Source organism: Arthrobacter silviterrae, from assembly GCF_011045165.1.
Lineage (GTDB): Bacteria > Actinomycetota > Actinomycetes > Actinomycetales > Micrococcaceae > Specibacter > Specibacter silviterrae.
In genome coordinates this window covers 1-25,737 of the sequence record NZ_JAAKZI010000012.1, presented here as the reverse complement: position 1 = coordinate 25,737, position 25,737 = coordinate 1, and the positions used below count along the sequence as shown (strand labels likewise).

Here is a 25,737-nt window from a genome sequence, read left to right as displayed (position 1 = left end):
TCTGCCTTCGGACACAACGCCGAGGTGAAGCTGGCCCGTGTAGCATGGCGACGCCAGTGCCATTTGGCAGCAGCAGTATCCGATGTCGCGAAGGCGCCCATCCGGGCGATGCCCACCAAGTGATCTTTTCCATTCGTACCGGAGTCTTGGCCCTGGATATTTGACGAAATTGACGTGCGGCCTTGATAAATGCGCTGATGTTCACTTTGTGCACTGCCGTACACAGGGTACAAAGCCATCCATAGGAGAACCCCAGGCCAGCCAGCAAACGGCTCAGAATCTTTTGCGTCCAACTGCAGGAGCCGAACCACCACACCCCAGCGGCAAGGCTGTCTTGCTCGGCGAAGCCATGAGCGTAGCGGCCGAAGGGTTGGGGAAGGGCCGACAGGGCGGTGATCCCCTACGGGAATCACCGCCCTGTCCCTGATGTGCCGGCGCGTGGGCGGCTCTTACTTGATCAGTGCTGCAGCCTGGTCCATCAGCGCCCCTGCTGATGCGGCACCGCTGGCTTCGGCACCCTTGCCAGACGCTGTGACCGAAATGAGGACACCATCCTTGATGGCGTGCGCCATGTAGGTGCTTTGTGCAGCGCCGCTTTGGGTTGACATTGCCGTCCTGTAGGCGATGGTTCCCGGTACCGTGCCGATGCCAGCGAACTTGTCCGTGGCCACGGTCATGGACTGTCGTGCCATTGACAGCGTCATGGTGGCACACTTGGCGGCATTGGCGACGCTGGCGTCGAGGCTCCGTTGGAGCGACTTCACGTCAACCCCTGAAGTGAGCGTCACCGTGGTCATGACACTTGATTCGTTGTTGACTTCAGCGCCGGCTGCCGAGGTTGAACCTGCCACAGGCTCCGAGGAGCCCAAAGTCTCGAGCTCTTTGCATTCGGCCGGTTCAACGGTGAACATGCTCATGAGCGCCTTCACCGGGTTGGCCCCGGCGAGCTCTTCAGCGGAGGCGGTGGTCAACTCCGTACCGCTCCCGGGCTTGATTTGCTTGACCATGGCCATGAGCTCGTCATTGCTGTACTGCTTCGCCGCTTTCGGAGTGGGCGTCGCGGAAGCCGTTGGCCCAGCCATCCCGGCAGCTTCTCCGGACACACCACAGCCAGTCAATGCCATCACTACCAATGCCGATATCGCGGCACTGTGCAGCGTAAATTTCTTCACGTAATTCCCCCATTGGTTCTCAATTTCTAGGTCGAGTGATCCTCAACCGGAACTACACTATCGGCCACCGGGCCGAAGTGCATTCGGGTCAGGGTACTGGGCCTTTCGAGACCCACACGCGAGGGGGGACTGCACGCTACAGCGGCCCGCTTCGTCGAAGCGGGACGCTGCAGCCGAGGTTGTCGGCAGCCTAGATGGCCAGTTCCTCATCTTCTTCACGCGACTCTTCTTCGGCGTCGTCGATGTACTGCTGTACTTTCGCGAGGGGAAGGTGGGAGTTCAGGGCCAGGATGAACACCACCACGGTGATGACGGCGTTGCTCAGGAAGGCCCACCAGAACAGCTCAGGATGCGACGACGGGTCCATCAGCCAGCTTTGGAAGCCAACCAGCACCAGCCAGGGGACCAGCCACATGGCACCGGCCTTGAAGTCCAGCTTGGGCTTGCTCTTGCGGTCGCCGGTGAATTGGAAAAGGACCAGGAGCAGGTAACCGAGCAGGATGGTGATGAACATCTTGGAGTTGGTGCCCCAGCCTCCCCAGAACACGATCAGGTTGGCGCAGTAGAAGGCAATCAACGGGATGGTGTTTCCACCCGGCAGCTTGAACGGGCGGTGGCGGTCTCCCATTTGGCGGCGCAGCGCGGCAACCACCAAGGGGCCCGAACCGAAGGACAGTACCGTGGCGGAAGTGATGAAGCCCACCAGCTGCTGCCAGCTCGGGAAGGGCAGGAACATGACCAGGCCCACCAGGAACGTCAGGAACAGGCTCCAGTGCGGAACGCCATGCTTGTTGGTGGCCGCCAGCCAGCGCGGGGCATTGCCGTTGCGACCCTGTGCGTAGGAGACGCGGGCGGCGATGGTGGTGTAAATCAAGCCTGTGTCGGTGGGGGAGATGATGGCGTCGGCATACAGCAGGTAGGCCAGCCAGGCCAATCCGCCCGTGGTGGCCAGGGCTGCCAAGGGGCCGAAGTCGTTGGTGAAGGTCAGGTGGGACCAGCTGCCGGAGCTTTGCAGCACGTGTTCAGGGATGCCCATGGTGAAGGCGACCTGGAGCAGTGCATAGATGACGGCCGTGATGCCCACGGAGCCAATGATGGCGAAGGGGATGTTGCGCTTCGGATTGGTTGTTTCGCCGGCCAGTTCAATGCCTTGGCGAAAGCCCAGGAAAGAGAAGGTGATCCCGGCGGTGGCGATGCAGGTGAAGATCGCGGCGCTGCCGGAGGGTGCGAAGCCCAGCGAGGTGAAGTTGTTTAGGGTCCCCATCTGGGTGGTGCCAAAGGCCATGATGAGGAAGGTGGCGATCACCAGGACAATGATGAACAGCTTCCACCAGACCAGGACGTTGTTGATCTGGGCAAAGAGGCGGACGCCGTAGTAGTTGATCATGACAAAGATGGCCATCAGCACCACGGCAATCACGATGCCCAGCGGTGTCAGCGTGTGCACCGTGGTGTTTTCCACCCGCTGTGCGATGGTGAACGGCGCGTATTTGGTGGCGTAGGTCAGTGCGCCCATGACCTCAATGGCGGGGACGGCGGCGGAGCTGACCCAGGTGATGAAGCCCAGTGAATAGCTGGCGAAGGATCCCCACACCAGGTGCGGGTACCTGACCACGCCGCCGGAGATGGGGAACATGGGTCCCAGCTCGGCATAGCAAAGGCCGATCATCAGGACCATGAGTCCGGCGATCAGCCAGGAAAATATTGCTGCGGGACCGGCAATTTGGGAGGCGTTGTAGGCTCCGAACAGCCAGCCGGAGCCGATGATGGAGCCAATGGCGGTAAAGAGGAGGCCGATGGGTCCCAGATGCCGTTTGAGTTTGATTGCGGATTCGGGAGTTCCTCCCTGTGGTCTGCTTTCTGTAGCTGCTGTCATGGGAAAACCATCTCCTTTGGCGGTTTTTAGGGTACTTTCCGGAAACTACGCCCGCCGATTGGGCATTGTGAGTGAGTTTCCTGTGATTTTGCCTAGAAAATGTCCACAACAGGCCGGGTAAAGGGTGGGGGTCGGCGTCGAGTTTGCCGCGTGTGGGCTATCAGCCAGCTTGGCTCGATGGCGCGGCGCCCGCCAGGAATGAGCGGGGGGCCAGAATGCTGATGCGTTAATCAAAAAAGGCGCTGTCCGCATGGACAGCGCCTCTTGCTGGTCGGGGTGACAGGATTTGAACCTGCGGCCTCGTCGTCCCGAACGACGCGCGCTACCAAGCTGCGCCACACCCCGATCCATTGCCGTCCAGGACCGCGAAGGTCCGGAAAAGCAACTTCTCAAGAATAGCGGACGGGGGCCCGTTCCGCGAAATCGCCGCACCGCCGGCCCCCGTGCGGGGCGGGTTACACCAGGGAGTCCCGCCACGCCCCGTGCAGCGCGGCAAACCGCCCGCCTCCGGAAATCAGCTCGGCCGGCGAGCCGTCCTCCACAATGCGCCCGTCGTGGACCACCAGCACCCGGTCGGCAATGGCCACCGTTGAGAGCCGGTGGGCGATGATCAGTGCCGTCCGGCCGGGCGCCCCTCCGGGCCCGCTTCCCCCGCCCAAAAGCTGGTGAAGGCCGTCCTGCACCATCCGTTCCGATGGGATGTCCAATGAGGAGGTGGCCTCGTCCAGGATCAGCACCGCCGGGTTCGCCAGGAACGCTCGCGCAAAGGAAATCAGCTGTCGCTGGCCCGCCGAGACACGCCCGCCCCGCTTGTTGACGTCCGTGTCGTATCCATCCGGCAGTGCCCGGATGAAACCGTCGGCGCCCACTTCCCTGGCCGCGGCCTCAATCTCGGCCCGGCTGGCGGCGGGGTTTCCCAGCGCAATGTTTTCGGCCACCGTTCCGCTGAACAGGAAGGCCTCCTGCGTCACCATGACCACGGCACGGCGCAAGTCGGCGATGGACAGCTGCCGCAACTCGACGCCGTCGAGCGTCAGGGAGCCTGCCGTGACGTCATAGAACCGGGCGATGAGCTTGGCAAGGGTTGACTTGCCCGCCCCCGTGGCACCGACGACGGCGACAGTCTGGCCCGCGGGAATGTCCAGGTCCAGCCGGGGCAGGACGGCGGGGCCGCTGCCGTAGCCAAACTCGACGCCGGCAAACCGGATGTGGCCCTGCGCGCGGGGCAGCGGGACGGGCGTGCGCGGCGGCAGGACGGTGGGGACTTCCTCGAGCAGGCCGGAGACCTTTTCCAGGGCGGCCTGGGCGGACTGGAAGGAGTTGTAGAACATGGCCATCTGGCTGATCGGCTGGAAGAAGCGCTTCGTTGCCAGCAGGAGGGCCAGCAGTGCGCCCACGGCCAGCCCGTGGTCCAGGACGCGGAAGCCGCCCACCAGGAGCACCACGGCCACGGCCACATTGCCGATCAGCACCAGGCCCGGCTGGAAGATGCCGTTGAGGTTGATGGAGCGGACGGTGACGCGGCGGTAGTCCTCGGCGAGTTCGTCGTAGGTGGCGGCATTGTCCTTCTCGCGCCGGTACGCCTTCACCGCTCGGATGCCAGTCATGGTCTCAATGAAGTGTACAATCAACCGGGCGGACACCACCCGCGAGGACCGGTAGGCAGCCTGCGAGCGGCGCTGGTACCAGCGGGAGAGGAAGTACATCGGAACGGCGGCGGCCAGCACCAGCAGCCCCGTGATCCAGTCGAGCGAGAAGATGCTCACGGCCGTCAGGACCATGAAGATGATGCCGGAGGCCAGGTCGGCAATGCCCGAATCAAGCAGCTCCCGCAGCGCCTCCAGGTCCGAGGTTTGGCGGGAAATGATGCGCCCCGAGGTGTAGGTCTCGTGGAATTCCAGGCTCAGCCGCTGCGTATGGCGGAAAACCTGGATGCGCAGGTCAAGCAGCATGGCCTGGCTGAGCCGGGCGGTGGCCGTGAGGTAGGTGGCGGTCAGCCACGAGCTCGCGACGGCGGCCAGCAGGTAGCCCCCACCCGTGACCAGTAGTGGCAGCAGGTTGCCGCCGGACCTGACGGCGGGCAGTGCGGAGTCGATCCCGTAGGCGATCAGCAGTGGCCCGGACACCTTGGCGGCCTGGGACAGCACCACCAGCACCACCGTGATGATGAAGCGGCGGCGGACGGGCCGGAGCAAGGTGCGCAGCAGCCGGACTGAGCGCTGCCGCACCGCCTTGCTGTCCGCCTTGCTCAGTTCCACGCGGTCCTCGTTGGCCGTTCCGGTGGTGGTGCTCATGCGCCCGCTTCCTTTCCTGCGCCCAGTTCTTCGGCCAGTTCCTCGCCGAGCCCGGTTTCCAGGTGGCTGTCGAGGTCCCGCGGCTCCTCGGTGAGGCTGGCCAGCACGTAGCGGTAGTGGCTGTTGGCTGCGAGGAGTTCGCTGTGCGTGCCGACGGCGGTGATCCGCCCGTCCTGCAGCAGCGCCACCCTGTCCGCCAGGGACACGGTGGACGGGCGGTGGGCCACGATGAGCGTGGTGGTGCTCTCCAGCACGGAGCGCAGCCGTTCGGTGACGCGCTCCTCCGTGTTGACGTCGAGGGCAGAGAGGGGATCATCCAGCACCAGCACCGCGGGGCGGGCGGCGATGGCCCGGGCCAGCGCGATGCGCTGCCGCTGGCCGCCCGACAGGCTCAGGCCTTCCTCACCGATGAGCGTGTCCACACCTTGCGGGAGCGTGTAGGCAAAGCTTGCCTGCGCCACTTCCAGGGCCTGCTCCAGGACGTCCTCGGGGGAGAGCCCCGGCTGTTCGGCGGCGCCCAGCAACACGTTGTCGCGCACGGAGTTGGAGAACAAGGTGGTGTCCTCGAAGGCCACGGCCACATGGGTGCGCAGCGCCGAAAGCGTCAGCTGGCGGACGTCGACGCCGTCGAGCATCAGGGTGCCGGCCGTGACGTCAAACAGGCGCGGAACCAGGCTGAGCAGCGTGCTTTTGCCGCAGCCGGTGACGCCCACCAGCGCCATGGTCTCACCGGCCCGCAGCGTGAGGTTGATGCCGTCCAGCACGTCCCTTGTCGCTGCGGGGGTGTCCGGGTAGCGGAAGTGGACGCCGCGGAACTCCAGCTCGCCGCGCGCGGAGTCCAGCGCGACGGGTGAGGCCGGATCGGTGACGGTGTTGACGGCGTCCATGACCTCAAAATGCCTGTCGATCGCGGTCTTGGCGGTCAGGGTCATCGCCATGAGCGGCCCCATGGATTCCACCGGCCCGGCCACCACGGCGGCCGTGGCGAAGAACGCGACCAGTGCGCCGACGTCGAGCTTTCCGGCGGAAACCAGCAGGATGCCGTCCACCAGACCCGAGCCCAGCGCCAGCTCGGGCAGCAGCGTGACGACCAGCGAGAACACGGCGAGCGACTTGGCCTTGTGGATTTCAGTGGCCTGGAGCTCCTGCGCCTGCCCGGCAAAGGAGTCCAGCGCCTCCGGCCCCCGTCCAAATGCCTTCAGCACGCGGATGCCGTGGACGGATTCCTCCACGGCGGTGGCGAGGTCGCCGGCCTGGTCCTGGCTCTTGCGGCTGACGCGGCCGTAGGACAGCCGGAACCTAAAGCCGAATATGGCGATGGGCACGGCCGCGGCGAGGAAAATCAGGCCCAGCTGCCAACTCATGGAAAACATAAGCGACACGCCAATCACCACGGTCAGGGTGGTCACCACCAGCATGATGGCCCCGAATGCCATCCAGCGTCGCATGAAATTCAGGTCGCTCATGGCGCGGCTGAGGAGCTGGCCGGAGCCCCAGCGGTCGTGGAATTCCACCGCGAGCGACTGCAGGTGGCGGTAGAAGGACGTGCGCATCCGGGTTTCCACGGTGGTGGCGGGGACAATGACAAACTGCCGCCGCAGCGCGATGAGCCCGGCTTCCAGAATGCCCAGGCCAAGCACGACGGCGGCACCCGTCCACAGCCCCTTCGTCCCGTTGCCCGGTTGCAGGGCTGTGTTGACCAGCACCCGGTAGACCTGGGGGACGACAAGCGCCACCACGCTGGCCGCCAGTGCGGACAGCAGGCCCCAGATGAGTGGCCAGATGATCGGCTTCAATTGTGGCGCCAGGCGGCCCAGGGAAGTGAAAAGGGTGGAATTGTCTTTGCTGGTATGTGCGTCTGCCATGGAGTTACGTTGACTGCCCAACTTCAACTGCACCTCTTCAACGGCGCAGTGAATCGATGTCTTTTCAGGGAAGTCCAGCCTACGCCCGCCCGCGTGCCGGGGAGGGTTGCCGCACCCGGTTAACTCGTTAACCTGGGCAATTTGTTTTGGCTCGGGTCAGCTGGCCGTGAAGGCCGGTTCCAAAGTGGCATTGACGCGGACAGTGCCGCCCTCGAGGGCAACCGAGGCAAATTGCCACAAAATGGCGCCGGTGGGGGCATGGACCACCATGTCATGGCGCAGCGGCATTTGCAGGAGCGGGCCGTGGTCCGTCTCCTTCCAGCGGGGCACGCCCGGCGCCTGCAGCCGCGCCAGCGGTACGGGGTGAAGTGAAGCCACCTCTGCCGGATTGCGGCGGGGCTTCTGGGGGCCGCGCAACAGGACCACAATGGGGGTGATCACAATTCCCCGCGATGCGTTGAAGTCGTCCAGCACCCCAAGGACGTCCACCGGGCCGGCCTGCAGCCCAGTCTCTTCCTCGAGTTCCCGCAGTGCCGTTTCCGTTATGGATTCCCCGGGGTCGGCCTTGCCGCCGGGAAGTGCCCACTGGCCCGGATTGGACCCGCGCGCGGTGCGCTTGATCATCAGGAAGTGCGGCTGCCCTTCCTTTTCATAGAGGGTGATGGCCACTGCAGCGCGACGGATTCCTTCGAACTCGGGCTCGCCGTGCCGCTGCCAGCCTGCGAGGCGGGACGCAATGCCATCAGCAAGTTCCTGCAGGGAATCCGGCTCCGGGCGGACAGTGTTGACAGGCATGGTGCTCCTTAGGCCCTGCCGGCGACGGCGGCTTCGGCCCGGGTGCCGCCGTCGGGCAGCAGGCTCAGGTGGGTGTCGATGATGTTGACCAGCATTTGGCGCATGGAGTCGACACTCATGTTGGGGGCGCCCGTCAGGATCTTGATGGCGGCCCCGTCCGTGGCGGAGGTCAGCAGGCGGGCAAAGACCACCGGATCGGTGTCCCGGAAAATCCCCTGCCGCTGGCCGCGCCGGACGGTGCGGACCACGGCGTCCAGCCAGCGCTCATAGAAGTCGTTGTGGAGGGCACGCAGTTCCGGGTTCAAGCACGTCTCGGTCCAGAACTGCAGCCAGATGGACCATTCATTGCGAACCTGCACGCCCGCCGGGAGCTGCATTTCGATCAGGGCCAGCAGGCGCTTGCGCGCGTTCTCAATCTGCCGCAGCGCCTCGCCCTGCCGGATGAAGGCCTGGTCCACGCAGTACCGCAAGGCCTCCTGCAGCACGTCGTCCTTGCCGGGGAAGTAGTAGTGGATGGTCCCCGTGCTGGTGCCGCAGATCGCTGCAATGTCCTGGACCCGGACATGGTGGTAGCCGCGTTCGGCGATGAGCGGCCATGCGGCCTCAAGGATCGCGTTGCGGCGGTCCGGCTTGCCCCGGCCTTCAGTTGCTTCAGTCATGGGAGATCCTTCAGCGCGGCGGATGCTTCGATGAAATGACTCTAGCCTATTTGTCAAACTGACGCATCAGTCAGACTTGATTTTGGTTCCACTGGGTGGAATTTGCCGGGATTCGTCGAAAATTCGCCATAATTCAGCAAAGTCTTGACATCTGTGACGGGAACCACAATGCTGGCTAAATGATCGACGCGTCAGTCAGACGCGACGAAGCCCGGATTTTCCTCCACTGTTGCAGGAGTCAAATGCTATGACCGCTCCCCGGCGCCCCAAGACTTTACGCACCGTTACAGCCACGCTTTTGGCGGCCGCGATGATAGGCCTGGCCGGCTGTTCATCCGCCCCCGGCACGTCAACCGCCGACGTCAATTCCGCCCCGAAGGACGGCGGTACCTTGCGAGTCGGCATTGTGGGCGGGTCCGCCAAGGACTCCCTGGACGCCCACTCACCCGTGACGCACCCGGATGAGGCCCGCGTCATCCAGCTGTATGAAACGCTTGCCACCTACGACGTTAACCACAAGGTGGAGATGGCGCTGGCGGACAAGATTACACCGTCTGCCGACGCGAAGACGTGGACCGTCCATCTCCGTGACGGATTGAAGTTCAGCAACAACAAGCCGATCACGGCTGATGACGTCATCTTTACGTTCAAGCGCATTACCGATCCAAAGGCCCCCATGGCCGGGGCCAGCGCACTGTCCACCCTGAACCGGGACGGCCTGAAGGCCTTGGATGCCCAAACCATCGTTTTCCCCTTCAAGACGCCGTTTGCAACGTTCCCCGACAACGTGGCCCAGTACAGCACCGGCATTGTCCCGGTGGGCTATGACCCCAAGAATCCCGTCAGTTCAGGCCCGTTCATGATGAAGGACTTCACCGCGGGGCAGCAGAGCACCTTTGTCAAGAACCCGAACTATTGGCGCAAGGGCGAGCCCCACCTGGCCGCCGTCACCATCATCGACTTCCCCGATGACACCGCCCGGGTCAACGCCCTGCTGGGCGGGCAGGTGGACGCCATCGACCAGCTGCCCCTGGGCCAGATCAACATCGTCAAGGCCAATCCGGCCCTGAAGGTGCTTGAATCAGCAACGGGCTCCTGGGTGCCGTTCACCATGCGCGTGGACCAGCCGCCATTCAACGATCCCAAGGTGCGCCAGGCTTTCAGGCTGATCGTGGACCGCAAGCAGATGGTGGAGCAGGTGCTGGGTGGCCACGGAACTGTCGGAAACGACCTGTACGCCCCCTTTGACACCTGCTTCGACAAGAGCATTCCACAGCGCACGCAGGACATCGCCAAGGCCAAGCAGTTGCTCGCCGAGGCTGGCAAGTCGAACATGAGCGTGGACCTGGTGACCTCCTCAGCGGCTGCCGGAATGGTGGAGGCGGCACAGGTGTTCGCCCAGCAGGCCAAGGCCGCCGGTGTCACGGTCAACGTGAAAAAGGTGGACCCCGGCGAGTTCTACGGTGACAAGTACCTCAAGTGGACCTTTTCGCAAGACTTCTGGTTCACCCGCGACTTCCTGCCTCAGACGGCCGCATCAGGCTTCACCGATTCCCCTTACAACGAAACGCATTGGGACAACAAGGACTGGTCCGCGCTGGTGAACAAGGCCAGCGCCACCGTCGACATGACAGCCCGCTGCGCGCTCATTCAGCAGGCCCAGCAAATTGAATACAACGACGGCGGCTACATTATCTGGGGCTTCCCCAACAGCGTCGACGCCTACTCCTCGACTGTCCAGGGATTCAGCCCCGACAAGAGCGGCATCCCGCTCACGTCATTTGGGTTCCGGAGCGTTTGGATGAACAAATGAGCCGAAAGGGCGGGGGCGGCATGAGCCGGATGTTGTTCAGGCGCTCGCTGTTCGGCCTGTTCACCCTCTGGGTTGTCTCCATCGTGGTTTTCCTCGCCACCCAGGCACTCCCAGGTGACGCGGCCCAGGCGATCCTGGGCCGCGAGGCCACCCCGGAGCGGCTGGCGGCACTGCGCGCACAGCTCCACCTGGGCGGTTCACTGCCCGAACAGTACTTCAGCTGGCTGGGCCATGTGGTCACCTTCAACATGGGCTCATCGCTCGCCAGCGGCAACCCTGTCCTGGACACCATTGGCCCCATGGTGCTCAATTCCACCGTCCTGATGTTCGCCTCCGCCGTCATTGCCATCCCCCTGGCCATTGTCATCGGAACCTGGAGCGCCCTTAAGAAGGACACGGCCATGGACCATGTGACGGGGGTGGTCACACTCGTGATGGCCTCCCTGCCGGAATTTGTGGTCGGTGTGCTGCTGGTCCTGCTCCTTTCCACCGGGCTGCTGCACCTGTTCCCGGCTGTGTTCGTCCAGATACCCGGCGAGCACGTCTGGAGCCACCCGGACCAGCTGGCGCTTCCCGTCCTCACCCTGGTGCTGGCGGTATCCCCCTACATCATCCGGATCATGCGGGCCACCATGCTGGAGGTCCTGGACAGCCAGTACGTCCAGCAGGCCCGCTTGAAAGGCCTGCCCGAGCGCACCGTCATCTGGAGGCACGCCATCCCCAACGCGATCGGCCCCGTGGCACAGGTCATCGCCCTCCAGCTGGCATGGCTGATCGGCGGCGTGGTGATCGTGGAGTACCTGTTCCGCTTCCCCGGGATCGGCTTTGAACTCATCGACTCCGTAACCAACAGGGACCTTCCCGTCATCCAGGCGCTGGTCATCATCATCGCCCTCTTCTACGTCATCGTGAACCTGCTGGCCGACGTCGTGACGCTGGCCGTCAACCCGAAAGTAAGGACCGCACAATGAGCACCGTCGCCACCAAGCCCGCCGGGCCGGGAGCCGGAATCCGTGTGCGGGCGCCGCGCAAGAAGGGGCTGCTCCGGCGGGCTCTGAAGTCCAGGCGGACAGTGATTGGCGCCATCCTGAGCGTCCTCATCTTCGCCATCGCCTTCCTGGGCCCGTATGTGGCGCCCCATTCACCCACGGAGTTCGTGGGCGCGCCCTTCTCCCCAGCCGGCATCGGAGGCCCCTTCGGCACCGACAACCTTGGCCGCGATGTCCTGTCCCGCTTCCTGGCCGGCGGCCAAACCCTGATGATCCTCTCCGTGCTTGCCACGGGGATTGGCGTGGGGCTCGGCGCGCTGGTGGGCGTATTCGCCGCGTACAGCCGCGGCTGGGTGGACGAGGCACTGATGCGCACCGGCGACGTGGCGCTGGCCTTTCCGCAGATTGTGCTGGCCCTGCTGTTCCTGTCCATCATCGGCCCCAAGCTGTGGCTGCTGGTGCTCATGGTGGCCCTGGGTCACCTGCCCCGTGTGGCCCGGGTGGTTCGCGGTGCGGCCATGTCGGTTGTCGAACGCGACTTCGTCAAGGCCGCCGAATCAGTGGGCATCCCGCGCTGGAAAATCATCGTCGGGGAGATCGTGCCCAACCTCAGCAGCACGCTTGCCGTTGAATTCGGCCTGCGCCTGACCTACTCGATCGGCCTGGTCGCCGGGCTCAGCTTCCTGGGCCTGGGAATGCAGCCGCCCAGTCCCGACTGGGGGCTGATGATCAATGAAAACCGAATTGCACTGACAATTTCGCCCTGGTCGGTGGCCCTGCCCGTCATCGCCATCGCGCTGCTGACGGTAGGCACCAACCTGGTCACCGACGGCCTGGCCAAGGCCGCCATCGGCAGCGATGAAGGAGTGGAAGCATGAGCACCGCCTCACCAACACTCGTGGTGGACGCCCTCAGGATCGTCGGCGTCCCCTCCATGGCCAGCATCATTGACCAGCTCACCCTCGAGGTTCACCCGGGGGAAATCCTGGGCGTGGTCGGCGAGTCCGGCTCCGGCAAGACCACCCTGGGCCTGTCCCTGCTCAACTACTGCAAGGAAGGCACCAAGGTCGACGGCGGGAGCGTCAGCATCCACGACCATGACCTGGCAGCCCTGAACTGGCGCCAGGTGCGGGAACTGCGCGGACGCACGGTGGCCTACATTCCCCAGTCGCCGGCGTCGGCCCTGAACCCGGCCCTGCGGGTTGGCACCCAGCTGCGCGAATGCCTTCCGGGAGACCCCGCCGCCGTCCTTGGCCGGGTGCGGGAGGTGCTGCGGGAGGTGGCACTGCCGGATGACGATGAATTCCTGTCGAGGTACCCGCACCAGCTTTCCGGCGGGCAGCAGCAGCGCGTGGCCATCGCCATGGCATTCACGGCGCGACCCGCACTGATTGTCATGGACGAACCCACCACGGGCCTGGATGTCAGCACCCAGGAACACGTCCTGCACACCGTGCGGGAGATGTGCAAGACCTATGACTGTGCAGCCGTGTACATCAGCCACGACATGGCCGTGGTGGCAGAGCTGGCGGACCGCATCGCCGTCATGTATTCCGGGCGGATCGTGGAGATCGGCCGGACGGCGGACGTCCTGGACCACCCCTCACACCCCTATACCAGCCGGCTGCTGCTCGCAGTGCCGGACCTGGACGCCGTCCGGCCCATGGTCGGCATCCCGGGGAACGCGCCGTCGCCCATGGCACGGCCGCAGGGCTGCGCCTTCGCGCCCCGCTGCCCCATCGCCGACAGCGGCTGCAAGGTGTCACCCCCGGAGGCCACGGATGTGGGGGAAGGGCACAGCGTGCGCTGCTTCAAGGCTGGGACGCCCCTGCCGCCGGCACACGCCCGGCCGCAACGGCAGCGGTCGGTGCGCACCGACGGGGACAAGCCGGTCATCGACATCAGCGGACTGAAGGCGGGCTACGGCAAGTTCACTGTCCTGGAAGACATCAACCTGTCCGTCTATTCCGGGGACTGCGTGGCCTTGCTGGGCGAATCCGGTTCCGGCAAGACAACGCTGAGCCGCTGCATTGCGGGCCTGCACCACAACTTCACGGGGGGCCTGGAGCTCTCCGGCGAACCGCTGGCCACCAGCAGCTTCAAGCGAACCAGGGAGCAGCGCCGCCGCGTCCAGTACATCTTCCAAAACCCCTATGAGTCCCTCAACCCGCGGCGCACCGTGGAGGAACTGATCCTCCAGCCTGTCCTGGCCGTGCGCGGAAAGGTGAAGAACTCCCGCGACATTGTGGCAACGGCGCTGGAACGTGCCTCCCTGCGGCCGGACCATGCCCGCCGGTACCCGGACCAGCTCAGCGGCGGCGAGCGCCAGCGTGTGGCCATCGCCAGGGCGCTGGCGACCGAACCGGAGGTCCTGATCTGCGACGAGATCACCTCGGCCCTGGACGTTTCCGTGCAGTCGTCCCTGGTGGACCTGCTGCGGGGACTGCAGGCCGAAATGGGCTTGACGCTGTTGTTCATCACCCACAACATTGCCCTGGTGCGCAACATCGCCCAGCAGGTGGCGGTCCTGGAGCGGGGGCGGATTGTGGAGTTTGGTGACGTCGCGGACATTTTTGACAACCCGCAGCATGACTACACCCGTTCGCTGATGTCGGCCACGCCAAACTTCCAGCTGCCCAGCCAGGTTTACGCCGCGGAACCGAACGGCGTGGCGCTGTGAGCGGCGGGTTCGACGGCGGTGCGCCGGCACCGAGCCTCCATCCCGAAGCCCTGGCCGGCAAGGTTGCCCTGGTGACCGGCGGCGGCACAGGCATAGGCCGTGCCACGGCCCTGTCCATGGCGCGCTCGGGGGCAAGGCTGGTCCTCGCCGGCCGCCGGGCGGAACTGCTCCAGGAAACGGCCGAACTGGTCCGGGCGGCAGGCTCTGAAGCCATCACGGTTGCCGGGGACATCCGGGACGCTGACCATGTGGTGGAACTGGTGGACCGTGCGGTGTCGGAGTTCGGGCGCGTCGACGTGCTTGTCAACAACGCCGGCGGCCAGTTCCAGGCTCCGGCGGAAGACATCAGCCTCAACGGTTGGCGCGCCGTCCACCGGCTTTCCGTGGAGGCCGTCTGGAATCTTACCCGCGAGGTGGCCGTGCGCAGCATGATCCCCAACCGCTCCGGACTGCTGGTCTTCATGGCATTCTCTCCTCACCGCGGCATTCCGGGCATGGTGCATGCCACGGCGGCCCGCGCCGCCGTCGAAAACCTGGCCTCCGGGCTGGCCCTGGAGTGGAGCCGTTACGGCATCCGCTCCGTTGCCGTGGCACCGGGCAGCATCGAAAGCGAAGGCCTGGACCAGTACACGGAAGAAGCCCGGCGGGGGTGGGAGCAGGGAGTGCCGTTGGGCCGCCTGGGCCGCCCCGAGGACGTTTCCGGTGTCATTGCCTTCCTGGCCACGGACGCGGCCCGGTACATCACCGGAACCACCATTGACATTGACGGCGGAGCCAACGCTTGGGGCTCCGGCCGTCCCGTTCCCACGAAGGAGCCCTGATGACGAGCATCATTGACAACGCAGCCCCGGCCCGCACCGGAACGGACGGCAACCACCCGGCATCCGGCCTGGATGCGCTGTTTTCACCGAACGCCGTGGCCATTGTGGGTGCCAGTGACGACACCCGAAAATACGGCAACTGGATTGCCGTGCAGGCACTGAAGGGCACCCGCCCCGTCCACCTGGTCAACAGGACCCGCAGCACCGTGCTGGGGCTGCCCACTGTGCCCAGCGTGACCGCCGTCGGTAGTCCCGTGGAACTGGCCGTCATCGCGGTTCCCGCGGCAGGGTTTGAGGCCGCGGTGGACGATGCGCTCGCGGCCGGGGCCAAGGCAATTGTCGGCATTAGCGCCGGCCTGGGCGAAGCCGGAGGCGAGGGGCTGGAACTGGAGCGCCGGGTCGCCGCCAAGGTGCAGGCCGCCGGCGCACGCATGCTGGGCCCCAACTGCCTCGGCGTGCTGGACCACACCTCGGGGTTGACGCTGGCCTCCAACGAATTCCCGGTGGGCAACATTGGCGTCATTTCCCAAAGCGGAAACCTTGCCCTGGAGCTGTGCACCCTCTTGGTGGACCACGGCCTGGGCGTGTCGCGCTTTGCCAGCCTGGGCAACCAGGCCGACCTGGACGCCGCCGACCTGATCGAGGCCTATGCCGGACACGCCGGCACGGCCGCCATCGCCGTCTACTGCGAGGACTTCCGGGACGGCCGCCGCTTTGCCCGCGCCGCGGCCAAGGCAGCCGCCGCGGGGAAGCCGGTGGTCCTGCTGACTGTGGGCGCCACGGACGCCTCGGTGCGCAACGCCAAGTCCCACACTGGTGCCATGGTGTCCTCCGGCATCGTTGTGGATGCTGCCTGCCGGGCCGCGGGGATCGAACAGGTCGCCTCACCGGCCCAGATGGCCCACCTGCTGCAGGCCCTGGTGCGCAGCAGGGTGCCGGCCGGCTCCCGGACCGCGGTGTTCGCCGACGGCGGCGGACAGGCCTCGGTGGCCAGCGACAGTGCCGCGGCGCAGGGGCTGGACGTCATGGAATTTCCCGCGGAACTGCAGGCCGCCGTGGCTGCCGAACTGCCACCCACCGCCGCAGTCAGCAACCCGGTGGACGTGGCCGGCGGCGGTGAGCAGGACATCATGTGCTTCGCCCGGGTCCTGGACCGCCTTACGGCCAGTAACGCCGTGGATGCCACCTTGATGAGCGGCTACTTTGGCGGCTACGGCTCCTACGGGCCCGAGCTGGCCCAAAAGGAGATCGAGGCGGCCCACGCCATGGCCGCCTCGACGGCAGCACGCGGTGGCACCGTGGTGGTGCAGACCATGAACTGGGAGTCGGCCGCGGCGGACGCTTTGCGAGGCGGCGGCGTTCCCGTCTACCGCGGCATCGAGGAAGCCGCCTGGGCGCTGGGCCGGCTGGCCCGGCGCCATGCGGAGCCGGCCACCGGCGTGCCAGTGCTCCCCGCACCCGCCGAGCCCGTCACCGATGCCGGCTACTACCCTTCACGCCGGCTGCTGGCCGGCGCTGGAATCCCCTTCGTCGCGGCCGCCGAAGTGGCAACGCGGGACGAACTCCTGTCGGCGGCCCGCGGGCTGAACTACCCGCTGGTGCTCAAGGCGCTCGGCGATGAGCACAAGAGCGACCGCGGCGGCGTGGTGCTGGGCATCGCAGACGCGTCGGCCCTGGAAGCTGCCTGGGACGATGTTCAGGCCCGGCTGGCGCCGCCGTCGTGCTCGCTGGAGGAAATGGCCCAGCTGTCCGGAGCCGTGGAACTCCTTGTCGGGGTGCGCCGCGACCCCCGCTTTGGACCGATTGTGCTGGTGGGCCTGGGCGGCGTGTTTGCCGAAGTCCTCCGCGATGTGCGGTGTGCCCTGGGCCCTGTCACCCCTGAGGAGGCGCGCCGGCTGCTGCTTTCGCTGCGCGGCGCAGCCCTGCTGACCGGTGCACGCGGCAGGGCGCCTGTCGACCTCGATGCGGCGGCCGAGATTGTTGCCAGGCTGTCTGTGCTGGCCGCTGAACACCCCGAAATCAGTGAAATCGAATGCAACCCCGTTGCCGCACTGCCCGGGCGGGCCATTGCCCTGGACGCCCGAATCGTCCTCGACTAACGCCTTCCCCACTCAACCGTTTCCCCAAACCCCAAGAAAGCAGACCACCATGGACTTCCGGTTCACACCCCGCCAGATCGAACTCAAGCAGCGCGCCATCGCCTGGACCGAGGAAATGAAGCAGTACGAGCTTGACTGCGAAATGAACAACGGCCTTTCCGCCGAACAGCACGAAAAAGTCAAGCAGCTCATCAAGAACCACGGACTGGCCGCCATCAACATGCCCGCTGAATGGGGCGGCGCAGGGCTCAACACCCTGGAACATGCCATTGTCTCGGAAGAAGTGGGCAAGCTGACCGGCGCCCTGTGGGACACCATGTGGCGCCCCGCCAACGCCCTCAAGGCCTGCACCCCGGCCCAGCGCGAGGAATTCCTGATACCGGAGATCAATGGTGAACGGCGCGATGCTGTCGCCATCACGGAGCCGGAGGCAGGTTCGGATCCGCAGAACATCCAGACCACCGCGGTCAGGGACGGTGACTCCTACATCATCAATGGCGAGAAACTCTTCGTCACCGTGGGCGATGCCGCCGACTTCATCCTGCTGCTGGCCAGCGTGGACGGTGCGCCCACCATGTTCCTGGTCGACAAGGACCTCCCCGGTGTTTCGGTCAAGCGCACCCCGCGCTACACCCACACCTTTGTATACGAGCACCCAGAATTCCTCTTTGAGGATGTGCGGGTCGGTGCGGACAAGATCCTGGGCGAGATTGGCCAAGGCTACGAACTCACCCGTGACTGGTTTGTCGAGGAGCGGCTCATGATCGCCGCACGCACCATCGGTGCCGCCGAGCGCGCCACCCTGCTGGCCGCCGACTACGCAAAGGAGCGCGTGCAGTTCGGCAAGCCCATCCTGGACTTCCAGCTGATCCAGCGCATGCTGGCCCAAAACACTGTGGACATCATGACCAACCGCGTCCTGACCTACCAGGTGGCCTGGGAAGCGGATCAGGGCATGGACCGAAAGCTGCTCAACGCCAAGGCGGCTGTCATCAAGCTTGGTGCGTCCGAGGCGTCCAACCGCTGTGTGGACAATGCCCTGCAAATCTTTGGCGGCCGCGGCTACATGCGCGAAAACCCCGTGGAGCGGCTGTGGCGCGAACTGCGCGTGGACCGCATTTGGGAGGGCACCTCGGAGATCCAGACGGTCATCATTGGCAATGAGATCAGCAAGCGCGGCGCCGAGGGCCTGCTCGGGTACGCCGGGGCCGTCGCGCAGTGACCTCACCTGACCCCGCGCCGCTGGTTGGGTTGCAGGAGCACGGCACGTCCGTGGTCCTGCAGCTCAACCGCCCGGCCAAGCTGAACGCGCTGTCCACAGGGCTGGAACAGGCCCTGCTGGACGCCCTCCACACTCCCCAGGTCCAGGCTGCCCGCGCCATCGTCTTCACCGGGTCCGAGCGGGCCTTCTCCGCCGGCGCGGACACCTCCGAGCTGCCAGAGATGACCCCCGACAGGATTGCCGCCTACTACCGGGGCAGCGGTTCCGTGTACGACGTCGTGTCCCGGCTTCCGCAGCCCACCATCGCCGCCGTGTCGGGCTACTGCCTGGGCGCCGGCTTCGAGCTGGCCCTGGCCTGCGACATCCGGGTGGCTGCCGATACTGCCCAGTTTGGGCTGCCCGAGGTGGGGCTGGGCATCCTGCCCAGCTCCGGAGGGTTGACCCGGCTGGTCCGCGCCGTGGGGCCGGCGCTGGCCCGGGAGATCATCTTGTTCGGCGAACGGTTCCCTGCCTCGGAGGCCCACCGGCTCGGCCTGGTGCGCGAAGTGATTCCTCAGGCCCGGATGCTGGCCGTGGCCCTCGAGCGGGCGGCCTTCCTGGCCACGCAGCCGGCAATGGCGGTGGCCTGGACCAAGGCCGCCATCGACGCGGCGGCGGAATCCTCCGCGGCATCCTCGCTCCTGATTGAACAGTTGGCCTACGCGGCCTTGAACCGGACGGAAGGACAAAAACAATGACGTCCATCGAACGGGTCGGCGTCCTTGGTGCGGGCCTCATGGGCTCAGGAATTGCCGAGGTGTGCGCCCGCGCCGGCAGCGACGTCGTCGTGGTTGAAATGAACCCGGACGCCGCTGCTGCGGGCCTGGCGCGGATCACCGCGTCCCTGGAGCGGGCGGTGAACTCCGGAAAGCTTGACGCCGGGGACCGCGCAGCCGCGCTGGCCCGGATCCGCATGGGCACGGAATTTGAGGCCTTCGCCGACAGGCAGCTGGTCATTGAGGCCGTGCCCGAGGTGCCCGGGCTCAAGGATGAGGCCTTCCGCCGGATTGACGCCGCTGTCAGGGACCCCGAAGCGATCCTTGCCTCCAACACCTCCTCCATCCCCATCAGCCGGATCGCCTCGGCCACATCCCGGCCGGAACATGTGCTGGGCATGCATTTCTTCAACCCGGTGCCCGTGCTCAAGCTCGTGGAGCTGGTGCCGTCGCTGCGCACATCGGCCCAGGCTGTTGAGCGCATCCGGGACTATGCCACGGCGGCCCTTGGCAAAAAGGTCATCACGGCACCCGACAGGGCCGGGTTTGTGGTCAACGCCCTGCTGGTGCCGTACATGCTCAGCGCCATCCGCATGCTGGAAGCCGGCTTTGCCACGGCTGAGGACATCGACACCGGAATGGTGGAGGGGTGCGCCCACCCCATGGGGCCGCTGCGCCTCACCGACCTGGTGGGGCTTGACACCACCTTGCACGTGGCCAATTCCTTGTATGCGGAGTTCAAGGAACCGCACCTGGCACCGCCGGCCCTGCTGATGCGCATGGTGGAAAGCGGGTTGCTGGGCCGCAAAAGCGGCCTCGGCTTTTACAACTATCCATGACGTCGAGACAGGAAGATGTGGCAATGGATGCAACGCGGCTGATGCAAAATGACTTCGACCCGCTGGGCCCGCGGCTGCGCAGCATTCGCGTGGCCTCCGGCCGAACTGCCAACTACATTGACGAGGGGCAGCCGGACTGGACTCCGTTGGTGTTCCTGGGCGGTGCCGGAACCACCGTGAGGGCCTTCGGGTTGCTGGAGTTTGCCCGCACGCTGCGCGAGGAACTGCGCGTGCGGGTGATATCGGTGGAACGCAACGGACTGGGCGGGACGGCATTTGACCCTGCCGTGGGATTTGGCGAATATGCCGACGACGTGTGGAGCGTGCTGGATTCCCTGGGCATCCGGGAGGCGTCCATCATTGCCATTTCCGGCGGCGGGCCTTATGCGGCGCGGCTGGCAGCGGCCCAACCGGGGCGGGTCCGCTCCCTGCACCTGGCCTGTGCCTTCTCCGATACGCTGGCCGGGACATCGCCGTCGTTCGACATCGGCGAAATCGCGGCTAACCCCGTGGCCTGGTGGACGTTTCCGCCGAACAGTTCCGTCCACCGGATTCCCGGCTTCGCCGATTCGGCAATCGAGGAGGCCCTGCGGGGATCCTTCGCCCGGGGCCGTGACACGCCTCCGGACGGCCTCCGGCAGGCTTTTGAACTCTCCCGCAACACGCCGCTGCCGGAGCTGTCCGCGGTGGTTGCGCCGTCATTCCTTTACTGGGGCACAGCTGACTCCCTGGTGCCGGCTGAGCACAGGCTCAGGTGGGGTTCGCAGCTGCGCAACGTGGTGCTTGAGCGAATCTACAGCGGTGAGGGGCATGACGTGCAGTACCGGCACTGGGACCAGATTTTGGCCGACGTGGCATTTCTGGGAGGGCGTGAAATTGTCTCGACAGGCGGTGAAACGTTGCTGGCCACCCCGCAGCGTGCCGTGGAACTGCGTTCGGCCGGTGCCATTGACGGCATGGCCGCATGGGCTGCCGGGTAAATAAAGGGCGGAGAATACAGGGAAAGGTCCCCGGAGGCAGCAGCTTCCGGGGACCTTTCCTTGCCCCGTCGAAGTTCGAGATAACCACCCCCCGCCCCGTTGAAGTTCGAGATAACCACGTGGTTATCTCGAACTTCAACGGGCAGGGAACCATGGGAGGGGAAGGTGTGACAGGATTCGAACACTTTGATAGTATGACAGGACAAACTATCAAAGGAGCTTTGAATGCCGCTGATTCGCATCGATGTCAACGCAGGCCGCACTCCGGAAGAACTCCAGGCCATCAGCCGCGGTGTCCACGGGGCCGTCCTGGCCGAATACGGCATCCCGCCGCGCGATTACTTTCACATCCTGACCGAACACCCGGCCGGGCAGCTCGTGGCCCAGGATGCCGGGCTCGGGTTTGAGCGCAGCGGCGGCGTGGTCATGATCCAGATATTCACCCAGGAGGGGCGCTCGCAGGAGGCCAAGGCGGCACTTTTTGCAGCGATCGCCGAAGGCCTTGCCGCGGTGGGGGTGGCCGGGGAGGATGTGTTCATTGGGTATGTGGAGAACACTGCAGGTGACTGGTCCTTCGGCTTTGGCAGGGCCCAATATGTCACCGGCGAACTTGCCGTCCCCGCCCGCGCCGCCGCGTAACTCCGCTCCGGCGGCCCCTGTGGCAGCGCCACCATAAATCTTAATGTTCTTATGTCAGAACAAACCTTTGACAGGACATGAATTTTCATGCAAAGTAGTACATGTGTCAGCCATCACTCGGCCGGCGCAGCGCAGGGAAACATTTCCGCACCCCCAGTTCTCAGGCGCGTTCTCCAGTGAAAGGTCCTTGATCCACCGTGAGCCACGATTTGCTGACCATCGGACGCATCAGCGTCGACATCTACCCCAATGACATTGGCGTGGACCTGGAAGACGTGACGTCCTTCGGAAAATACCTGGGCGGTTCCGCCACCAACGTAGCCGTGGCAGCAGCCCGGCACGGCCGCAAGGCGGCCGTCATCACCCGCACTGGGGATGACCCCTTTGGCCGCTACCTGCACCGGGAACTGAAGAAGTTCAAGGTGGACGACCAGTTTGTCCGCCCCGTTGCGCAACTGCCCACGCCTGTCACCTTCTGCGCCATCAAGCCGCCGGAGGACTTCCCGCTGTACTTCTACGGCCGGCTCCCCACCGCTCCCGACTGGCAGATTGCCGCCGACGAGCTGGACACTGCGGCCATCAAGGATGCCCGCATTTTCTGGTCCACCGTGACCGGGCTGTGCCAGGAGCCCAGCCGCGGAGCCCACCTGGCCGCCCACCTGGCCCGCCCCCGGGCTGAGCTGCGGGAAGGCCAGTTCACCATCCTTGACCTGGACTACCGGCCCATGTTCTGGGATTCCGAAGCGGATGCCCGCGAGCAGGTTGCCAAGATCCTCCCGCACGTCACCGTCGCCATCGGCAATGACAAGGAATGCGCCGTTGCCGTGGGGGAAGGCACGCCCGACGAACAAGCGGACCGCCTCCTGGCTGCCGGGGTCGAGATCGCCGTGGTCAAGCTGGGGCATGAGGGCGTCATGGCCAAGACGGCCACGGAGCGTGTGGTATCCGCCCCCGTTCCCGTGGAAACCGTCAACGGACTCGGCGCCGGCGATTCCTTCGGCGGCGCCTTTGTCCACGGCCTGCTGGCTGGCTGGCCGCTGGCCCAGGTGCTGGACTACGCCAACGCCTCCGGTGCCATTGTGGCCTCCCGGCTTTCCTGCGCCGACGCCATGCCGACGCCGGAGGAGGTCACCTCGCTGCTGTCCGAACGCGGCCGCCTGGTGCCTGAACAAACCGTGCCGTCCCCGGCTGCGCCGTCTGAGGCCGGGGTGCTGAAATGAGCGCCCCAACCACAGGCGCCGCCCCCGCCGGCACGGACGCCGATCCCCGCCGTTACGCCCACCTGACCGCGCTGCGCCTGGAGGATCCGGACGCGGTGGCCCGGGCTGCCAAGGCCCGGCGCCGGCATCCTGGCTTGAAAGCCGGCACGCAAAACTTCATTGTGGCCGCGGACCACCCGGCCCGCGGCGCCGTCTCCGTGGGGGCCGACCCCACCGCCATGGCGGACCGGAGGGACCTGCTGGACCGCCTGCAGCTTGCCCTGGCCAACCCGGCCGTGGACGGCGTCCTCGCCTCCCCGGACATCATGGACGACCTCCTGCTGCTCGGCGCCCTGGAGGGCAAGCTTGTCTTTGGCTCCATGAACCGCGGCGGCCTGGCAGGGCTGGTCAACGAGATGGATGACCGCTTCACCGGCCACACCGCCGCCGCCCTGTCGGCGCTCGGCGCGGACGGCGGCAAGATGCTCACCCGCATCTGTCTGGGCGACCCGGACACCGTCAGCACCCTCGAGGCCACGGCGAAGACCATCGACTCGCTGGCGGAACGCCGCCTGATCGCCATGGTGGAGCCGTTTCTATCCGTGCGCGAGAACGGAAAGGTCCGCAACGACCTTTCCACCGACGCCGTCATCAAGTCGGTGGCCATCGCCTCGGGCCTGGGCTCCACCAGCGCCTACACCTGGATGAAGCTGCCCGTGGTGGCCGACATGGAGCGCGTCATGGCTGCCACCACCATGCCCACTGTGTTGCTGGGCGGGGACCCGGACGCCGGACCCGATGAGGTCTTTGCCAGCTGGGGCGCAGCACTGGCCCTGCCCGGCGTGCAGGGCCTGACCGTGGGCCGCACCCTGCTCTACCCCCAGGACGGCGACGTGGCCGGGGCCGTGGCCACCGCCGCCTCGCTGCTGAACCGCACTGAGTTGAACCGCACCGCTGAAGGACAGGAATAAGACATGTCAACTCGCACCATGACGGTGGCCCAGGCCGTCGTCGAATTTTTGGGCCGGCAGTACACCGTGGACACCGTGGGCGCGCAGGAGTACCGCGGGCGGCTGATCCCTGGCATGTTTGGCATCTTCGGGCACGGCAACGTGGCCGGCGTGGGGCAGGCGCTCAAGCAGTACCAGGTCAGCGACCCCGCCCTCATGCCGTACTACCAGGGCCGCAACGAGCAGGCACAGTCGCACCAGTCGGTGGGCTACGCCCGGCACACCCGCCGCCGCGCCACCTTCGCCGTCAGCACCTCCGTGGGACCCGGCTCCACGAACCTGCTCACCGGCGCCGCACTGGCCACCACCAACCGGCTGCCCGTGCTGCTGCTGCCCAGCGACGTTTTCGCCACCCGCGCGGCGGACCCAGTGCTCCAGCAGCTGGAGCGCCCCGACGCCTATGACATCACCGTCAATGACGCCTTCCGCCCGCTTTCACGCTACTTTGACCGGGTCTCCCGCCCGGAACAGCTCTTTTCCGCACTGCTGAACGGCCTGCGCGTGCTCACAGACCCGGCCGACACCGGCGCCGTCACCATCTCCCTGCCGCAGGACGTCCAGGCCGAGTCCCTGGCCGTGCCGGAGGAATTCCTGGCCGAGCGCGAGTGGCGGATCCGCCGCCCCGAGGCCGACGACGGCGACATCCGCCGCGCCGCCGAAGCCATCAGGAATGCGAAGAACCCGCTGATCCTGGCCGGCGGCGGCGTGCTCTACGCCTACGCCGAGGGCGAGCTGGCCAAGGTGGCCGAAGCCACGGGCATCCCCGTCGGCAACACCCAGGCGGGAGTGGGCGTGCTGCCCTGGAACCACCCGCAGTCAGTGGGCGCCATCGGCTCCACCGGCACGACGGCGGCGAATGCCATTGCTGCCCGCGCGGACCTGGTCATTGGCATCGGCACCCGCTACGAAGACTTCACCACAGCCTCCCGCACGGCCTTCCAAAACCCCGATGTGACGTTCATCAACATCAACGTCACCCCGCTGGACGCCTACAAGCACGGCACCTCACTGCCCATCGTGGCTGACGCCCGCAAGGCCCTCGTGAAACTGAACGCGGCCCTGGGCGGCTACCGCGTCGGGGCCGACCTTGAAAACCAGGTGGCCGCGCAAAAGCAGCGCTGGGACGCCATTGTCGATGAAGCCTTCGACACCCGCTACACGCCTCTGCCCTCGCAAAACGAGATCATCGGCGCCACGAACCGGGCCATGGACCCGGCCGACGTGGTGGTGTGCGCCGCCGGCTCCCTGCCGGGGGACCTGCACAAAATGTGGCGCATCCGCGACGCCTTCGGCTACCACGTGGAATACGCGTACTCCTGCATGGGCTACGAAATTCCCGGCGGGCTCGGCGTCAAGCGGGCCGCCATCGCGGAAGCGGCCGGCGGCGGCACCCGGCGCGACGTCGTCGTCATGGTGGGGGACGGCTCCTACCTGATGATGCACACCGAACTGGTCACCGCCGTCGCCGAGAAAATCAAGCTCATTGTGGTGCTGATCCAAAACCACGGCTACGCCTCCATAGGGGCGCTGTCCGAGCAGCTTGGCTCCCAGCGCTTCGGCACCAAGTACCGCACGCTGGACGCCGAACACCACACCTTCGACGACGGCGAAAAGCTGCCGATCGACCTGGCCCTGAACGCCGAAAGCCTGGGCGTGAAGGTGATCCGCGTGGCGCCGGGTGAGACCGTCATCGCCGACCTTGAGGCCGCCGTCCGCGCGGCCAAGGCGGCCCCGGAAGACGGCGGACCGGTACTGATCCACGTCGAATCGGACCCGCTCCTGGACGCGCCCAGCTCCGAATCCTGGTGGGACGTGCCGGTCTCGGCAGTCTCCGAGCTGGAATCCACGCAGCACGCCTACACCACTTATACACAGCACAAGGACCGCCAGCGCACGCTGCTCGGCTGACCCACCCCGCCCCTTTGGAAAGAAGAGACTGACATGACTGAAACAGCAACACTGGCCACCATCAAGCATTTCATCAACGGCGCCGAAACGGCGGGCACGGGCGGGGCCACGCAGCCGGTGTT

The 25,737-nt window shown here is 65.9% G+C and carries 20 protein-coding genes and 1 tRNA gene; 14 read left to right on the top strand and 7 right to left on the bottom strand.

The features are described from left to right. Positions 1–449: 449 nt before the first annotated feature. From G6N77_RS08620 to G6N77_RS08590, 7 genes are all read right to left on the bottom strand, one after another. Positions 450–1,082 (bottom strand): hypothetical protein, encoded by a 633-nt coding sequence (locus G6N77_RS08620; RefSeq protein ID WP_165181626.1) that lies wholly within the window; start codon positions 1,080–1,082, stop codon positions 450–452. Between the two features lie 280 nt (positions 1,083–1,362). Next, entirely contained in the window at positions 1,363–3,048 is a 1,686-nt protein-coding gene (locus G6N77_RS08615) for an APC family permease (RefSeq protein ID WP_165181625.1), read from the bottom strand. Positions 3,049–3,316: 268 nt separating this feature from the next. Next, positions 3,317–3,393: transfer RNA gene (locus tag G6N77_RS08610), tRNA-Pro, on the bottom strand. Positions 3,394–3,503: 110 nt separating this feature from the next. Further along, entirely contained in the window at positions 3,504–5,342 is a 1,839-nt protein-coding gene (locus tag G6N77_RS08605; protein WP_165181624.1) for an ABC transporter ATP-binding protein, read from the bottom strand. Further along, positions 5,339–7,207 (bottom strand): ABC transporter ATP-binding protein, encoded by a 1,869-nt coding sequence (locus G6N77_RS08600; RefSeq protein ID WP_165181623.1) that lies wholly within the window; start codon positions 7,205–7,207, stop codon positions 5,339–5,341. Before G6N77_RS08600 ends, G6N77_RS08605 begins: the two co-directional genes overlap by 4 nt. 156 nt (positions 7,208–7,363) lie before the next feature. After that, positions 7,364–8,002 carry an NUDIX hydrolase gene (locus G6N77_RS08595; RefSeq protein ID WP_165181622.1) on the bottom strand — a complete coding sequence of 213 codons (639 nt, stop codon included), beginning with the start codon at positions 8,000–8,002 and terminating at the stop codon, positions 7,364–7,366. Between the two features lie 8 nt (positions 8,003–8,010). Next, on the bottom strand, positions 8,011–8,661 hold the full coding sequence (locus G6N77_RS08590; RefSeq protein WP_165181621.1) for a TetR/AcrR family transcriptional regulator: 651 nt from the start codon (positions 8,659–8,661) through the stop codon (positions 8,011–8,013). 247 nt (positions 8,662–8,908) lie between these two features. On the opposite strand from G6N77_RS08590, the gene G6N77_RS08585 reads away from it, so the two are divergent. The 14 genes from G6N77_RS08585 to iolD all read left to right on the top strand — a co-directional run bounded on the left by G6N77_RS08585 (position 8,909) and on the right by iolD (position 25,615). Further along, complete coding sequence (locus G6N77_RS08585; RefSeq protein WP_165181620.1) at positions 8,909–10,474, top strand: ABC transporter substrate-binding protein; 1,566 nt, start codon at positions 8,909–8,911, stop codon at positions 10,472–10,474. A 20-nt stretch (positions 10,475–10,494) separates the two neighbouring features. Next, positions 10,495–11,445, top strand: coding sequence for an ABC transporter permease (locus G6N77_RS08580; RefSeq protein ID WP_165181619.1), 951 nt, complete (start codon positions 10,495–10,497; stop codon positions 11,443–11,445). Continuing rightward, a complete protein-coding gene (locus tag G6N77_RS08575; RefSeq protein ID WP_165181618.1) occupies positions 11,442–12,341 on the top strand; it encodes an ABC transporter permease in 900 nt (299 codons plus the stop codon). The genes G6N77_RS08580 and G6N77_RS08575 overlap by 4 nt, the downstream gene beginning before the upstream one ends. Continuing rightward, positions 12,338–14,143 carry an ABC transporter ATP-binding protein gene (locus tag G6N77_RS08570; protein ID WP_165181617.1) on the top strand — a complete coding sequence of 602 codons (1,806 nt, stop codon included), beginning with the start codon at positions 12,338–12,340 and terminating at the stop codon, positions 14,141–14,143. Before G6N77_RS08575 ends, G6N77_RS08570 begins: the two co-directional genes overlap by 4 nt. Next, positions 14,140–14,964, top strand: a complete 825-nt coding sequence (locus G6N77_RS08565; protein WP_165181616.1) for an SDR family NAD(P)-dependent oxidoreductase — start codon at positions 14,140–14,142, stop codon at positions 14,962–14,964. The genes G6N77_RS08570 and G6N77_RS08565 overlap by 4 nt, the downstream gene beginning before the upstream one ends. Further along, complete coding sequence (locus G6N77_RS08560; RefSeq protein WP_165181615.1) at positions 14,964–17,063, top strand: acetate--CoA ligase family protein; 2,100 nt, start codon at positions 14,964–14,966, stop codon at positions 17,061–17,063. The genes G6N77_RS08565 and G6N77_RS08560 overlap by 1 nt, the downstream gene beginning before the upstream one ends. A 49-nt stretch (positions 17,064–17,112) precedes the next feature. Continuing rightward, the gene (locus G6N77_RS08555) at positions 17,113–18,285 is read left to right on the top strand and encodes an acyl-CoA dehydrogenase family protein (RefSeq protein ID WP_165181614.1); all 1,173 of its coding nucleotides are present in this window, start codon (positions 17,113–17,115) and stop codon (positions 18,283–18,285) included. Then, on the top strand, positions 18,282–19,022 hold the full coding sequence (locus tag G6N77_RS08550; protein WP_205678135.1) for an enoyl-CoA hydratase/isomerase family protein: 741 nt from the start codon (positions 18,282–18,284) through the stop codon (positions 19,020–19,022). The genes G6N77_RS08555 and G6N77_RS08550 overlap by 4 nt, the downstream gene beginning before the upstream one ends. Continuing rightward, positions 19,019–19,879, top strand: a complete 861-nt coding sequence (locus G6N77_RS08545) for a 3-hydroxybutyryl-CoA dehydrogenase (RefSeq protein WP_165181613.1) — start codon at positions 19,019–19,021, stop codon at positions 19,877–19,879. Before G6N77_RS08550 ends, G6N77_RS08545 begins: the two co-directional genes overlap by 4 nt. A gap of 23 nt (positions 19,880–19,902) precedes the next feature. Continuing rightward, the gene (locus tag G6N77_RS08540) at positions 19,903–20,859 is read left to right on the top strand and encodes an alpha/beta fold hydrolase (RefSeq protein WP_165181612.1); all 957 of its coding nucleotides are present in this window, start codon (positions 19,903–19,905) and stop codon (positions 20,857–20,859) included. Between the two features lie 225 nt (positions 20,860–21,084). Then, the gene (locus tag G6N77_RS08535; protein ID WP_165181611.1) at positions 21,085–21,498 is read left to right on the top strand and encodes a tautomerase family protein; all 414 of its coding nucleotides are present in this window, start codon (positions 21,085–21,087) and stop codon (positions 21,496–21,498) included. Between the two features lie 197 nt (positions 21,499–21,695). Next, positions 21,696–22,718 (top strand): 5-dehydro-2-deoxygluconokinase, encoded by a 1,023-nt coding sequence (gene iolC / locus G6N77_RS08530; RefSeq protein ID WP_165181610.1) that lies wholly within the window; start codon positions 21,696–21,698, stop codon positions 22,716–22,718. Next, the gene (locus tag G6N77_RS08525; RefSeq protein WP_165181609.1) at positions 22,715–23,668 is read left to right on the top strand and encodes a Cgl0159 family (beta/alpha)8-fold protein; all 954 of its coding nucleotides are present in this window, start codon (positions 22,715–22,717) and stop codon (positions 23,666–23,668) included. The genes iolC and G6N77_RS08525 overlap by 4 nt, the downstream gene beginning before the upstream one ends. A gap of 18 nt (positions 23,669–23,686) precedes the next feature. Further along, a complete protein-coding gene (iolD, locus tag G6N77_RS08520) occupies positions 23,687–25,615 on the top strand; it encodes a 3D-(3,5/4)-trihydroxycyclohexane-1,2-dione acylhydrolase (decyclizing) (protein ID WP_165181699.1) in 1,929 nt (642 codons plus the stop codon). The last annotated feature ends 122 nt before the right edge of the window (positions 25,616–25,737 follow it).

Coding starts and splice junctions, on each gene's coding strand:
- G6N77_RS08620 (WP_165181626.1), bottom strand. CDS start 1,082: ATGGCTGGGCCAACGGCTTCCGCGACGCCCACTCCGAAAGCGGCGAAG.
- G6N77_RS08615 (WP_165181625.1), bottom strand. CDS start 3,048: ATGACAGCAGCTACAGAAAGCAGACCACAGGGAGGAACTCCCGAATCC.
- G6N77_RS08605 (WP_165181624.1), bottom strand. CDS start 5,342: ATGAGCACCACCACCGGAACGGCCAACGAGGACCGCGTGGAACTGAGC.
- G6N77_RS08600 (WP_165181623.1), bottom strand. CDS start 7,207: ATGGCAGACGCACATACCAGCAAAGACAATTCCACCCTTTTCACTTCC.
- G6N77_RS08595 (WP_165181622.1), bottom strand. CDS start 8,002: ATGCCTGTCAACACTGTCCGCCCGGAGCCGGATTCCCTGCAGGAACTT.
- G6N77_RS08590 (WP_165181621.1), bottom strand. CDS start 8,661: ATGACTGAAGCAACTGAAGGCCGGGGCAAGCCGGACCGCCGCAACGCG.
- G6N77_RS08585 (WP_165181620.1), top strand. CDS start 8,909: ATGACCGCTCCCCGGCGCCCCAAGACTTTACGCACCGTTACAGCCACG.
- G6N77_RS08580 (WP_165181619.1), top strand. CDS start 10,495: ATGAGCCGGATGTTGTTCAGGCGCTCGCTGTTCGGCCTGTTCACCCTC.
- G6N77_RS08575 (WP_165181618.1), top strand. CDS start 11,442: ATGAGCACCGTCGCCACCAAGCCCGCCGGGCCGGGAGCCGGAATCCGT.
- G6N77_RS08570 (WP_165181617.1), top strand. CDS start 12,338: ATGAGCACCGCCTCACCAACACTCGTGGTGGACGCCCTCAGGATCGTC.
- G6N77_RS08560 (WP_165181615.1), top strand. CDS start 14,964: ATGACGAGCATCATTGACAACGCAGCCCCGGCCCGCACCGGAACGGAC.
- G6N77_RS08555 (WP_165181614.1), top strand. CDS start 17,113: ATGGACTTCCGGTTCACACCCCGCCAGATCGAACTCAAGCAGCGCGCC.
- G6N77_RS08545 (WP_165181613.1), top strand. CDS start 19,019: ATGACGTCCATCGAACGGGTCGGCGTCCTTGGTGCGGGCCTCATGGGC.
- G6N77_RS08540 (WP_165181612.1), top strand. CDS start 19,903: ATGGATGCAACGCGGCTGATGCAAAATGACTTCGACCCGCTGGGCCCG.
- G6N77_RS08535 (WP_165181611.1), top strand. CDS start 21,085: ATGCCGCTGATTCGCATCGATGTCAACGCAGGCCGCACTCCGGAAGAA.
- G6N77_RS08525 (WP_165181609.1), top strand. CDS start 22,715: ATGAGCGCCCCAACCACAGGCGCCGCCCCCGCCGGCACGGACGCCGAT.
- iolD (WP_165181699.1), top strand. CDS start 23,687: ATGACGGTGGCCCAGGCCGTCGTCGAATTTTTGGGCCGGCAGTACACC.